The sequence below is a fragment of the Flectobacillus sp. genome, from assembly GCF_049240685.1.
Lineage (GTDB): Bacteria > Bacteroidota > Bacteroidia > Cytophagales > Spirosomataceae > Flectobacillus.
The window spans coordinates 1,390-14,994 of the sequence record NZ_JBMLSD010000225.1 but is presented as its reverse complement, the minus strand read 5'-3'; the positions used below and the strand labels follow the sequence as shown (position 1 = coordinate 14,994).

At 36.7% G+C, this 13,605-nt stretch carries 12 protein-coding genes; 5 read left to right on the top strand and 7 right to left on the bottom strand.

The window, feature by feature from the left end:
- Positions 1 to 226 precede the first annotated feature (226 nt).
- Positions 227 to 967: a sulfite exporter TauE/SafE family protein gene (locus tag ACOVQ4_RS10395; RefSeq protein ID WP_421820577.1), complete on the bottom strand. Its 741-nt coding sequence runs from the start codon at positions 965 to 967 to the stop codon at positions 227 to 229.
- Positions 968 to 1,412: 445 nt separating this feature from the next.
- Positions 1,413 to 1,793: a winged helix-turn-helix domain-containing protein gene (locus ACOVQ4_RS10390; RefSeq protein WP_421820576.1), complete on the bottom strand. Its 381-nt coding sequence runs from the start codon at positions 1,791 to 1,793 to the stop codon at positions 1,413 to 1,415.
- Positions 1,794 to 2,339: 546 nt separating this feature from the next.
- On the opposite strand from ACOVQ4_RS10390, the gene ACOVQ4_RS10385 reads away from it, so the two are divergent.
- On the top strand, positions 2,340 to 3,662 hold the full coding sequence (locus ACOVQ4_RS10385) for an alpha-L-fucosidase (protein ID WP_421820575.1): 1,323 nt from the start codon (positions 2,340 to 2,342) through the stop codon (positions 3,660 to 3,662).
- 276 nt (positions 3,663 to 3,938) lie between these two features.
- The gene (locus ACOVQ4_RS10380) at positions 3,939 to 5,210 is read left to right on the top strand and encodes a DUF2851 family protein (protein WP_421820574.1); all 1,272 of its coding nucleotides are present in this window, start codon (positions 3,939 to 3,941) and stop codon (positions 5,208 to 5,210) included.
- On the opposite strand, the gene ACOVQ4_RS10375 is transcribed toward ACOVQ4_RS10380, so the two are convergent.
- Positions 5,164 to 6,192: a PAS domain S-box protein gene (locus ACOVQ4_RS10375; protein WP_421820573.1), complete on the bottom strand. Its 1,029-nt coding sequence runs from the start codon at positions 6,190 to 6,192 to the stop codon at positions 5,164 to 5,166. The genes ACOVQ4_RS10380 and ACOVQ4_RS10375 overlap by 47 nt on opposite strands.
- Positions 6,193 to 6,366: 174 nt before the next feature.
- Positions 6,367 to 6,918, bottom strand: coding sequence for a hypothetical protein (locus ACOVQ4_RS10370; RefSeq protein ID WP_421820572.1), 552 nt, complete (start codon positions 6,916 to 6,918; stop codon positions 6,367 to 6,369).
- A gap of 65 nt (positions 6,919 to 6,983) precedes the next feature.
- On the opposite strand from ACOVQ4_RS10370, the gene ACOVQ4_RS10365 reads away from it, so the two are divergent.
- On the top strand, positions 6,984 to 7,682 hold the full coding sequence (locus tag ACOVQ4_RS10365; RefSeq protein ID WP_421820571.1) for a fatty acid desaturase: 699 nt from the start codon (positions 6,984 to 6,986) through the stop codon (positions 7,680 to 7,682).
- Between the two features lie 237 nt (positions 7,683 to 7,919).
- Here the strand turns inward: ACOVQ4_RS10365 and ACOVQ4_RS10360 are convergent, their stop codons facing one another.
- Complete coding sequence (locus ACOVQ4_RS10360; protein WP_421820570.1) at positions 7,920 to 8,894, bottom strand: polyprenyl synthetase family protein; 975 nt, start codon at positions 8,892 to 8,894, stop codon at positions 7,920 to 7,922.
- A gap of 386 nt (positions 8,895 to 9,280) precedes the next feature.
- Between ACOVQ4_RS10360 and ACOVQ4_RS10355 the strand changes: the two genes are divergently transcribed.
- Positions 9,281 to 10,216 carry a patatin-like phospholipase family protein gene (locus ACOVQ4_RS10355; protein WP_421820569.1) on the top strand — a complete coding sequence of 312 codons (936 nt, stop codon included), beginning with the start codon at positions 9,281 to 9,283 and terminating at the stop codon, positions 10,214 to 10,216.
- Positions 10,217 to 10,512: 296 nt separating this feature from the next.
- Here the strand turns inward: ACOVQ4_RS10355 and kdsA are convergent, their stop codons facing one another.
- Both kdsA and murB read right to left on the bottom strand, forming a co-directional pair.
- Positions 10,513 to 11,322, bottom strand: a complete 810-nt coding sequence (gene kdsA, locus ACOVQ4_RS10350; RefSeq protein ID WP_421820568.1) for a 3-deoxy-8-phosphooctulonate synthase — start codon at positions 11,320 to 11,322, stop codon at positions 10,513 to 10,515.
- 229 nt (positions 11,323 to 11,551) lie between these two features.
- Positions 11,552 to 12,571, bottom strand: coding sequence for a UDP-N-acetylmuramate dehydrogenase (murB, locus tag ACOVQ4_RS10345; protein ID WP_421820567.1), 1,020 nt, complete (start codon positions 12,569 to 12,571; stop codon positions 11,552 to 11,554).
- A gap of 209 nt (positions 12,572 to 12,780) precedes the next feature.
- Between murB and ACOVQ4_RS10340 the strand changes: the two genes are divergently transcribed.
- Positions 12,781 to 13,371: an SPOR domain-containing protein gene (locus tag ACOVQ4_RS10340; protein ID WP_421820566.1), complete on the top strand. Its 591-nt coding sequence runs from the start codon at positions 12,781 to 12,783 to the stop codon at positions 13,369 to 13,371.
- Positions 13,372 to 13,605 lie beyond the last annotated feature (234 nt).

The following is a 13,605-nucleotide window of genomic DNA, read 5'->3' as shown; positions in this document are numbered from 1 at the left end:
TAATACTCGTTTGAGTACTCAATTATTACAGCAAATTGATGTTAGTAATGACTAAAATTCCCCAGTTGTTCGACTGGGGAATTTTTTTTGGCCTATATGTTGAATGATACCAAAATTGGATTGAAGTGCTCGGCTTTCGGCCGTGAGCTTTCGACAAAAGCCTGTGTAATTAATAACCTTTCAAAACTATTTGCCTAAGCCTACTGCCTTCTGTACCTTATCCTATTTAGGTAAAAATCAATTTAAGACAAGCAATTACTAAACCAAGTGCCAAAAGATACCGTAAGGTCGGAATGTTAAATCTATAACTGCCATAATAAGCCCCAATCATTCCTCCAACAATCGTTGCCAAAACGGCATATACCAAATCAGGCTGTACAATGAGTGTTCCTTTGGAAATAGCCCCAACTAGTCCTGAAACCGAGTTGACAAAAATAAAAAGTGCCGATACCGCAGCCGTTTGCTTGAGAGTGGCCCATCCCATGATGAGCATCACTGGACTGAGAATTATTCCACCTCCAATACCAATCATTCCTGATAATAGCCCAATCATTGCCCCAGTAAATAAGGCACCTAGTAAGGGGATTTCTTTCACTCCAGCTTCATTTTTTTCAAATTTTATCAACATTCTTATAATTGAAATAAGGATACAGACCGCCAATATTTTTTTATAAATACTATCGGGTAAGGTATAGGTTGCACCCAGAAACGACATAGGAATACTGGCGATGGCAAAAGGCCAAAAAAGCTTTAATTTGAAATGTCCAGCTCGGTAAAATCCAATAAAAGAGAATAGTGATACGGCTAAGTTCATTACCAATGCCGAAGATTTCATTAAGGCTGGAGCAAAACCCAATAGTGCCATTACTGCAAGGTATCCACTTGCTCCGCCATGGCCTACTGAAGCATAAAGAAAGGCAACCGTAGCCAACAAGCCTAGCATTAAAATCATTTGAGAAATATCCATGAATATCAGGTAAGTTAGTGCGCAAAATTAGATTGAAGTTATGTGTTTTAGGGAACAGGCAACAGGCACAAGGCAAAGAGTGTTAAAATGTTTTTATTAACCACGGTCATGCTTTTTTACAAAACCCACCGCCGAAAGCTGATACCTGAATGCTCAAGGGTTTCAGCTTTCGGCATTCGGCAAAACAGTTCTATCGTTACTAAAAGACAATTTAATACTCTTTGCCTAGTGCCTGTTGCCTTGTGCCTAAACTCAAAAGTTAAATCTAATTCGGCATGATTACTTAAGTTATTACGCAAAATAAAATTTAAGTGTTGTGCTTTCAGCCCAGAGCCGAAAGCTCCTACTTAGAGGCCGCATTATCCCAAAATTTGCTATTCAATTTCGTTATTTTTTCAAAAATATAGCGTTTTTTTCGAAAAGACAATACTCCACCGAGTATAAATTAAATGATTCCTAAAGATTGCGTTTTTTGATTGAAGGCTTCGGTTTCTTGTGCCAAAAAATCCTTAAACCTCTGCTGTAAGGCTTTGTATTCAGAAATGGCTTTGATGCCCTCCTCAGTTACTACAGCTCCTCCACCTCTTTTTCCTCCTACTTGCGTGATGACAAAAGGCTTTACCGATTGGGTATTCATGGAGTTAATCAGTTCCCAGGCGCGTTTGTAAGACATATTCATAGCTTTAGCTGCTTGAGAAATGGAACCATGCTCAATAATTAATTCCATCAGCTGGATTCTGCCTTTCCCCAAAAATCTGTCGGTGCCATCTGCTTTTTCTATCCAAACAGCCCCCACAACCTGATAAGGTTTCTTTTCGTGACTCATATATTGAGATTAATAAAAACTTCGTGCAAAGGTACAAAACACAAACGTTCGGGGTACACTTTATATTCAGGGTGATTCAGTTAAATTTAATTTTGAGATTTCAGCTATGGGCATTCGGCAAAAAAACTATCTATCGTTACTAAAAGACATTTAACACTCTTTGCCTTGTGCCTGTTGCCTGTTGCCTCCAATACAAAACTTAAATCTAATTTTTCAACTTTCAGTCATGGGCATTCGGCAAAAACCCTATCTATCGTTACTAAAAGACATTTAACACTCTTTGCCTTGTGCCTGTTGCCTGTTGCCTCCAATACAAAACTTAAATCTAATTTTTCAACTTTCAGTCATGGGCATTCGGCAAAAACCCTATCTATCGTTACTAAAAGACATTTAACACTCTTTGCCTTGTGCCTGTTGCCTGTTGCCTCCAATACAAAACTTAAATCTAATTTTGCCCACTTATTTACTATTTCATAAAAGTATAGGTATTTTTTTGTAAAAATATCTTTTAAAATCACCAATTTATCTTTACAAACTATTATAAACATGAAAAAAACTACCAGCTTTTTACTTTGTTGCCTTTGGGCGACTACCTCTCTGTTTGCCCAGAAGTACGTGCCAACTCCCGAAAACCTCAAAGCTCGAAAAGAATTTGAGGAAGCCCGTTTTGGAATGTTCATACATTGGGGCGCCTCTAGTGTCCTAGGCGATGGTGAATGGGTGATGAATAACAAAAATATTAAGGTTAAAGACTATCAGCGACTACAACGAGCATTTAATCCTGTAGATTTTGATGCTAAAGCATGGGTAAGTATTGCCAAAAATGCTGGTATGAAATATATTACACTCATCACGAGGCATCATGATGGTTTTAGTAATTTTCACACGCAATATTCGGATTGGGGAATAGCCAATACGCCCTTTAAAAGAGATATCGTAAAAGAGCTTGCAGACGAATGCCATAAACAGGGTATCAAAATATGTTTTTATTACTCACTACTGGACTGGTATCGCAACGATTATCCCTACGAAACGGGCAAAACTGGTAAAGGAACTGGTCGCACAGAAAAGAGTAACTATGCGAGCTATTTACAGTTTATGAAAAATCAGCTTACAGAATTACTGACCAAATATGGAGAAGTATCTACAATTTGGTTTGATGGACATTGGGATCAGTTGGATAACGACCATGATAAAACTCTTCAGTCAAAAATCGATTGGAAATATGACGAAATATATTCTTTAATCCACAAACTTCAACCTCAGTGTTTGATTGGAAATAATCACCATTTATTACCTATCGACGGAGAAGATTTTCAGATGTTTGAGCGTGATCTTCCTGGAGAAAATAAATCGGGATTGTCGGGGCAAGAAATTGGAAAACTACCCCTAGAAACCTGCGAAACACTTAATGGCTCATGGGGGTACAATATCAAAGATAATAGTTACAAAACCCCAAAAGAATTGGTCGATTATTTGGTTAGAGCAGCAGGATATGGCGCTAACTTTTTGTTGAATGTTGGGCCAATGCCAAATGGAGAAATTCAACCAGAATTTGTAGAAAGATTGGCCAAAGTAGGAGATTTTATGAAAGTTTATGGTACTACGATTTATGGTACACAAGGAGGCTTTGTACGCCCACAAGAATGGGGGGCAGTAACCGAAAAAGGGAATAAAATTTATCTTCATTTATTAAAACAAAAAGAAGATAAATGGATGTTGAAAATACCTGTGGCTTTCAAAACAGCTAAGTATTTTAAATCAGGTGCGGTAGTAAAATTTCAAAAGCTTGACAACAACTATGTGGTATTTGATATCAATCCTGCACAAAGAGATGAGCTAGATACGGTTATTGAGCTAGAAAAATAAATAAATCGCAAAATCAATTTTATCTGCAATTGGCTTATTGAAGCAAGCAAAAAAGTTTAAAATACTTGGTAGTCAGAATTTTTACCAATGCTCCCATAACCACCGAAGGCCTAATTATGGGTAAAATGGTATTTGTGTAGGGAATGTTTATCAAAAACATTCCCTATTTTTTTGATAAAAGTTGAGAAAGTATTTCTAAAAAATAGAGGTATTTGATAGATTTTTTTATTTTTACTACAAACTTTTAGTTCTTAATCTATCAAACACTACATCGTTATGCAAGAAGCTTTTTTACATCATGTTTGGCAGTTTCAAAAATTCAATAGCCTTTTATTATTTACTACTCAACAAGAGCCTATTCAGGTTTTAAGAATAGGATATTATAATACTCATGCTGGTGCTGATTTTTTAGAAGCTCATATTCTGATTGGCCAAGTAGAATGGATTGGGAGTGTAGAAATCCACATAAACTCTTCTGATTGGGAACAGCATACACATCAGCACGATGAATCTTATGGCAATGTCATTTTACATGTAGTTTGGGAGCATGATAAAGATGTTTTTAGACATGATGGTACTACGATGCCCACTTTGGTGGTAAAAGGGATAGTTGACGAAAGTTTGCTTCGTACCTTTAATGAATTTATGAACCGCTCCTCAACAATTCTTTGTCAAGAGCAATTTAGGGAAGTTCCATCCATCCGTAAAATAGCAATGTTAGATAAAGCTCTGCTTTTAAGACTAGAAAACAAAGCCAATTATATCATGGATTTTTTGATGAAATGTAATCAAGATTGGGAGGATGTTGCCTACCGAATTTTGGCAAAAAACTTTGGTTTTGTAGTCAATAGTGAACCTTTTTTACGATTAGCCGAAAACTTACCACTGAAGTGTATTCACAAGCACAGAGATAGTTTATTCCAGATAGAAGCCATGGTTTTTGGTGTGGCGGGTATGCTCGAAGATATAGAAGACGATGAATACCACAAAAGCTTGAAACAAGAATTCAAATTTTTATCGGCCAAATACCAGCTTAAATCTGCTATATCCAAGCATGAATGGAAGTTTTTGAGGATGCGCCCTGCCAATTTTCCTACTATCAGACTGGCACAATGGTCGGCACTGATTGGAAGAAATACCAATCTTTTTTCATTGATGATTTATTTTAAAGATATTCAAACAATAGAATCGCTTTTTAGAATAAATACCTCTGAATATTGGGAAAATCATTATGTTTTTGGAAAAAAATCTGAAACAAAAGTGAAGGGATTTGGGAAGAGTTCTTTTGATAACATTCTGATTAATACTGTAATACCATTAATGGCAGGATATGGTAGATACAAAAATGAACAAGCTCTTTTGGAAAGAGCCATAGACCTATTAGAACATTTACACCCTGAAAAAAATCATATTTTAGCTACTTGGCATGAGGTAGATCTTGCAATCAAGAATGCCGCAGATTCTCAGGGTGCTTTGGAATGGGTAAAAAGCTTTTGCCAATCTAAGCGCTGTCTTTCTTGTGAAGTGGGGATGTTTCTTCTTCGATAGTCTCGAGTGCGCGCGATTTCAGCACTGTATCACGAATGATATCATCTAGTTGCTTTGCACTTATTTTGAGCATTTCTACCAATAATTGGATATTAGAAGGTATTTCCTCATTTTCGAGCAAATCTACAGCACCTAAAATATTGGATACTGGATGTCGGATAACATGTGATTGCGTGTAAGCAATTTCTTTAAGTTTTGAGTTTTGTTCTATAATAATTTGCTCACGTTCCTTTACTTTACTAATATCCTGAATAATTGACCATATTCGAGCTTTGCCAGATTTGTCTATCACCAGTCGACCATGCAATAAGATTGGAATAGGCTGCCCTTTTTTATGAATATAAACCTTTTCGTAAGGCCCATAACTTCCTGTATCATACAAACTTCGGATTTGCTCTTGTTCTTGTTCTTCATAGCTAGAGGGGGTCAAGTCCCAATAGCTCAAAGAAAGAAGTTCCTCTTTGGTATATCCAGTCATTTGAAGAAGAGCCGTATTTACTTCTAAATAAGTACCATCCATAGAATTAACGGCAATTCCTACAGGAGATAGTTCGAACAAATTACTATATTTTGTTTGATTCTCGAGTAGAAGAGCATTCATGCTAATGGTTTGTTCATTGAGTTCTTCTACGTGAGTAATATCATGACCAATACAGAGAATCTCTTGGGGTTCGTTGTTGTCATTAAGTTGTAGAGAAAACTCCCACTGAGTCCACAAAAAACTATTAGAAGAATAGGGTTTTCTAAGAACAACAGGAAAAGGCTTTTCGGGTTGTGAAAAGCAGAGTTGTATCACATCAGTACATTTTTGATGGTCTTCTACATAAACCGTATCGAGGCTAAACATCCCAACTAAGTTATTACTGAGATATTCAAACTTTTTTTGAAAATGAGGAGACACGTATGTAATAAAACCTTCTAAATTGGTTTTTACAACATATATATAATTAGAGTTATAGATAGCATCAACAACTTTGGACATAATTGCTCGTGTGTTAGTTTAATACTTCTACTCTTGGAGAAGTACAAGGCAATAGTTTTCATCAAAAAATTAGTAGTTTATAAAAGCAGCCTTTGAAGTGGTATGAAATATAAAAATAAACTTTTTTCATAAAATCCGTTATTAAAAAGCTTGCTTTCAAACGAAATATACTAATTAATCCAATTTCTTAGGCAATTTTAGCTCCTTCGCATAGTAAGCGGTAGCATATTGATGGTTGTAGTGTAAAAGCAAATTAATATTTTCCAGAAAATCGAACTGTTCGTCGGGATGTAACTTTTGAACTTTATTAACGATAGCCTCGGTTCTTTTGACTAAATATTGTAATAACGCATCGGCATAATAACTGTATTTTTCAACAATGTAAGTATTGTGTTCGAAGCAACCCTTGATGAGTGCAATCGTAAGCTCTACTTCACCGTATTTATCTTTGGTGATTTTTAAGTGTCGTGTGATAGCACTACTCATTTTTCGAATTTCATATAACAATGCTTTAGGAGATGTTATGTACGAATGATACATCATTTCGAATGCTTCATGTAACTCTGCCCTGCGTTCTTGCAAGGTTTCTCCTGCTTCTAGTAGTTCAAACTCGAATTTTTCAATCAGTAACTTATCTTTTCCAATCAAGCGAATCAAAAGTTTATCTTTTTCCTTTTGAGGTAAATCGAGAATAGCTTGTTGGAGATTTTTTTCAATTTTAGCCATGAAAATACAATTAACTTTACATTTGTTGTTTGTAACAAAGTTATGGTGTTCCTTGTTTTAGCAATATGAACTCACTCAAAAATTATAAAGGTTTATACTATGCCGCCCTGATTTTACTCTTGTGGAGTACAAATCTCTGGTATTTTCTGCATTATCCTGTTCGTTTCGATGACCCTTTGATTTATTTGGGGTTATTGATACAAACTCACCTCTATACGGGGGTCTTTATTACTGCACATGATGCCATTCACGGTGTAGTGATGCCACATCGCCCCAAGGTAAATTATATAATTGGCTGGCTTTGTGCAACTTTGTTTGCCTTCAATAATTACAACAAATTGAGCTCGAAGCATCACTTGCATCACAAGCATGCGGCAAGCGAGCATGACCCTGATTATTACGCAGGTAATTTTTTTAGATGGTATCTCAAGTTTGCCTTAGAATATGTAACAATATGGCAAATTGTTCTGATGGCGGTTACCTATAATTTACTCAAATTAGTGTTCCCGATGTGGAATCTTATTCTCTTTTGGGAAATCCCCGCTATTTTGAGCACTTTGCAGTTATTTTATTTTGGTACATATCTACCACATAGAGGCGAACACGACCCAAGCGATAAACACAGAGCTAGAAGTCAAGGATTAAATCATTGGATAGCCTTTTTTTCTTGCTATTTTTTTGGATACCATCACGAGCATCATGCCTATCCGTATTTGCCATGGTGGAAATTGGCAGAAGCCAAAGAAAAGACTGAATCCAAGTAGCTGATTTATCCTTGATTGAGTGATTATTATTGACAGATAATCAAACATGAGTCATCTCAAACTTTGGGACTAGAATTATTCTCCTTGTTTTTATCAAAAAAGCGGTCGGAAAATATTTTCCGACCGCTTTTTTGATAAATCGTGCTAGATATGATTCGGCTTCAGACGCAATCATTACGTATCTACCAATAAAATTTATATAAAAAATAATTACTGATTCACTTAATGAATTCTTGCCTATTTAGCTCTTTCTATTGTAAACTGAACTAAGCCTGCCAAGGAGGTACGATAGATAGATTCTGGGAACGAATCTAATATAGCTAGTGCTTCGCGAACAATATTTTGCATTACTTCGGTAGCATATTGCAAGCCACCAGATTTTTTTACAAAATCAATTACCTCCGCTACCTTTTTAGGGTTTTCCGAATCATTTTTTATGGTATTGATAACATGACGCTTGGTGCTCCAATCTGCTTGATTAAGGGCATATATCAGTGGCAAAGTCATTTTCTTTTCTTTTATATCAATGCCTAATGGTTTGCCTATTTCGGCATCGCCATAGTCAAAAAGGTCATCCTTGATTTGAAAAGCAATACCAACTTTTTCACCAAAAAGACGAGCTTTTTCAATGGTTTCTGTATCTGCTCCTACCGAACTTGCTCCAGTTGCACAACAAGCAGCAATCAAAGTGGCTGTTTTTTGACGAATAATTTCAAAATAAATTTCTTCGGTAATATCCAACTTACGAGCCTTCTCAATTTGTAAAAGTTCACCTTCTGAAATCTCACGAACGGCTGTTGAAACGATTTTCAACATCTCAAAATCTCCGTTATCGATAGACAGTAGTAAACCTTTTGCAAGGAGATAATCGCCTACTAAAACCGCAATTTTATTTTTCCAAAGCGCATTTACAGAGAAAAAACCACGGCGATAGTTCGAATCATCCACTACGTCGTCGTGTACAAGCGTAGCAGTATGAAGAAGCTCGATAAGCGCTGCACCACGATAGGTTTCTTCAGTGATTTTGCCAAACACTCCCGCCGACAAGAATACAAACATAGGTCGGAGTTGTTTCCCTTTGCGTTGGACGATGTAATTCATGATTGTGTCCAACAGCATCACTTTCGTTTTCATAAACTGGCGAAATTTGCCTTCAAAGGCATCCATTTCGGCAGCGATGGGAGCTTGTATTTCCTTGATTGATAAAGACATTTGTTCAATTGCTGGGTACCTAGTTTGGGTATAATTTGTGACAAAGACAGGTACCGTTCTTAATTCCGACGCAAATTAGTCGATTTAGATAAAAAACAGGTAATTTAACCTGACTTTATAACATAAAAACTGTATTTTAGTTTGTTGGAAGTATCTGTTTTTTTCCATCAAAAATTATTTTACTATGGTGTTTTTCTTGAAAAAAAACATCAGTGACGATCATATTATTTCAAAAAATTAGGAAGTATCTTGTTGATTATTAGTAAGTTTAGTTATCGTTGCTAGTCAAAGAGAATGAGGCTTTCTCAGTCAAAAACAATAATATATCTCTCTGTCCGAAGTTAGCTATTTATTTAACTATGAACCAAACTTATTGAAACACCACTATGAGTAAAATATTAGTATTGGCAGGCGGTTCTGTCAAAGGGGCTTATCAAACAGGGGTTGTTCGTGCGGTATTTGAATCTGGTTTTTTTCCAGATGCGATTTATGGGGTTTCGGCTGGAAGTATGAATGCTTCCTATTTGGTCAATGCTATGGGTAGACAAATACTTGAAAATGGCGTAATTGACTATACCGAAGCTGCCTTAGATTTATGCCAATTTTGGTCAAATAACATTGTTACGCCAGATTCTTTAGCCTTACGTCGGGGTACTTACGAATTGGGCTTGAGCGCTATTCGTAGAAACTTTGAAGGATTATTAGATACAACGCCCCTCAAGGAAATTCTTCATAACAACATCCATCTTCGCAATCTCAATGCAAGTCCTGTACTCTTAAAAGTTGGGGCGGTAGATATTATCAATGGCAACATGGTTTATGCCGACCCAAGCTATGAACATTTCCTAGACTATGTGATGGCGTCATCAGCTATTCCAATCTTGATGCCAGTTGTTAATATTGGCGATCATAAAAAAATGGCATTTTTGGATGGGGGTATGCGCGATGTGGCACCCGTAAAAAAGGCTATTGATGATGGCGGAGACGAAATTGTTTGTATTGCCTGTCATACGCGAAAACTTGATGGCGGGTATTTTCCTTATGGGAACTTGTTGGCGCTAGTAGATAGGGTGATGGACATTGCTGTAAACGAGTGCCTCAATGCCGATTTGGATTGGGCTGAGTTTAGAAATGAATGTTTACCCGAAGATGGGAGTTGTGCCACTTCTGGCATTTTGAAAGGACAAAAAAGAATCAAACTCAAAATCATTCGCCCACAACAAGCCCTGAATATTGATATTCAGTCATTTGATAAAGACGATATAGAAAGACTCATTTTGTTGGGCTATCAACAGGGCAGAGATGAAATGAAGAATTATTGAGAAGAAGTTATTTGTTAGCTGTTATTTAAGGGAACGTAAATAGCTTTGAATCACGCCCTATTGAGTGATTGTTTTAAGAAGAAATCCACCAGTAGAGACGCAATGCTTTGCGTCTTAAAAGTGTCATTTTGTATTGTGGTATCAATATGAGTCATACAGAATGTCAAACTTAACATTTCATCAAAAAAGGTGGTCGAAAAGCAATTTTCGACCACCTTTTTTGATATAACAAACCCTTAGACGCAATCATTGCGTCTCTACTTTGAGAATCTAAATTTAAACATAATGAATCATGTTTAAACAATAGCTTGTCTCACACGTACTAATTTTTCTAATAAAGCTTCCAACTTGTCTAATGGCAACATATTAGCTCCATCAGATTTGGCAACAGCTGGATTTGGGTGTGTTTCGATAAACAAACCATCTGCTCCTACGGCAATTGCTGCTTTGGCGATAGTTTCAATCAATTGAGGCTTACCACCTGTTACACCTGTGCCTTGGTTGGGTTGTTGTAACGAGTGCGTACAATCCATCACCACAGGAACGCCATGAGCTTGCATTTCAGGAATATTGCGGTAGTCAACCACCAAGTCACCATAGCCAAAAGAGTTACCACGATCTGTCAAAAACACTTGAGCGTTTGGATTTTCGTGTAATACTTTTTCTACGGCAAAACCCATAGATGGCCCCGACATAAATTGTCCTTTTTTGATATTAACCGCTTTGCCTGTCTTGGCAGCAGCAGCCAGTAGGTCTGTCTGACGGCACAAAAATGCTGGAATTTGTAGGACATCCACATACGGAGCTGCCATAGCCGCTTCGTCAGACTCGTGGATATCAGTTACAGTTGGAAGGTCATAAAAATCGCCCACTTCTTTCAAGATTTCCAAAGCAGCGATATCACCAATTCCTGTAAAAGAGTTTAGTTTAGTGCGGTTTGCTTTACGATATGAACCTTTAAAGATATATGGAATCCCAAATTGGTCAGTAATACCTTTTATTTTTTCGGCGATTTCAAAAGCCAAATCACGATTTTCGATGGCACAACTTCCTGCCATTAAGAAGAAATTATTTTTATCTAAGTTTTTTAATTTGGGAATATTCATTTTGGATATTTGTTTTTGGGAGAAAAGCTTTACTTGAGTTCTACAATTAAGTATTTATTCAACACTTGTGTAAATGCGCAAAATAAAATTATAGATTGTGCTTTAGGCTTTCAGCGGTGGCTTTGGAAAAAACATGGCTTTGGTTATTAAAAAACATTTTAACACTCTTTGCCTGTTGCCTAGTGCCTAAACACATAACTCCAATCTTATTTTGCCTACTAACTTAATGCTATATAAAATTCACCTCTGGATGCAAAGAGATACCAAATTTTTCGTTGACCGAATCCTGAATTTTATAGGCTAATTCTTTAATCGCATTGCCATTGCCTCCACCATAATTGACTAATACGAGAGCTTGTTTTGCATGTACTCCAATTTGCCCATCCCTGAATCCTTTCCAACCAGCCTGCTCAATAAGCCAGCCTGCGGGTACTTTAATTAGCGCTGGATTTACACTTGGAAACGAAACAATATTTGGAAATTTTTCTTTCAATGTATCAAACTGTGCTTTGGGTATTTCTGGATTTTTGAAAAAACTGCCCGAATTACCTATTTCAGCTGGATTAGGCAATTTGCTCTGACGGATATGAATCACCGCATCGCTAATGGCCTTGATGCTAAGTTGCTCGATACCCATTTCTTTCAAGGTATCCTTTATAGCGCCATATTCGATATGAAATTTGGGTGTTTTACTAAGTTTAAACGTTACATTAAGAATAACATATTGGTTTTTGTGAGAGTTCTTGAAAATACTTTCTCTATAACCAAAATGGCATTGTTCTAGGGTAAAAGTCTCTATTTCAAGCGTTTTCAAATTGAGTGCTTCGAGTTTTTCGAAAACATCTTTAATTTCAATTCCATACGCACCGATATTTTGCATTGGTGCAGCGCCTACCGTGCCAGGAATCAACGAAAGGTTTTCGACGCCCGCCCAGTCATGGGCGATACAATGTAATACAAACTCGTGCCAAACTACTCCCGCACCCGCTTGCAAATACATATAATTATCATTTTCATCGACCTTCGTAATGCCTTGGATATCAATTTTAATCACCAAGCCCTCAAAATCTTTTGTCAATAAAATATTACTCCCGCCACCCAAAAATAATTTTGGGGTATCTTTGAAAGTTTCGAGCGATAAAACCTCTACCAATGCTTCAACTGTTTTGACTTCAGTAAAGTATCGAGCCGTAGCATCAAGCCCGAAAGTATTGTAGGCTTTTAAAGAAATATTTTCTTGAATATTCATTAGGTTGTTGTTGGAACGATGAAAAATTAAAATAAATGCACAGCAAAGTTACAATGACTGATGCGCTTTTCAATTATTTTAATAAAATTGTATCTTTGACAAGACTTACAGTTGAGTTGTCTTTTGCTAGTCAGACTCTTTATTTCAATCTTGGTCGATATCGATAACTTCTCGAAAAAATTAAGTCATTATAATCCTGAACAAGTTATATGAAAAAACACATCGGAATAATAGGTTTTTATGGAATAATGTTGTTGACTTCGGCTTGTGCCTCGCAAAGCCCAAGCTCCTCTGCTCAGATGATTACAGCCAGTAGTAAAACAAAAACTGGCGAGTCTGGTCGTGCAGAACATCACGTTTTCCAACAAGATTTGTCAAGTTTCCGTCCCAAATTCAAAGATCAAGATGAGTCAAATCAGTTAGTAAATGCTGCCAAAGCCTCTAAGATTGTTTTTGATAATCGGGATGTCCCGATGTATATCAACAAACGTCTTGATCCAATTTTGGATACTATTGCCTCACAAAATAAGAATATTAAGTTTGCCAATGGCTTTCGTATTCAGATATATGTTGGAAATGACCGTAAGTCGGCCGACGATGCCAAGGTTTATACTTATCAGACCTATCCTGAAATTTTTCCTTATTTAACATTTCAACAACCTGTTTATAAGGTAAAAGTTGGGGACTTTTTGAATAGAATGGATGCCGAGAGATACTTTGCTTCTATCAAGGAAACCTACCCGAGCGCCCTAATATTGCCGGATAAAGTAGAAATTAAAAAGGGAATGTTTGTGAAATAAGGTTTTAAATATTAATGCAAAGCAAAGTTGCATTAATATGCTCTAGGCTCTAAAGCTTAGGCATTAGGCAAAAATTAAAATATGTTAAGCTAGTACGCAAAATAAACTTAAATTTTTGAGCATAGGGCTTTCAGCTATCAGCTTTCGGCGGTGAGCTTTGGAAAAAATCATGTCTGTGCTTATTAAAAACATTTTCACACTCTTTGCCTAGTGCCTGTTGCCTAGTGCCTAAAC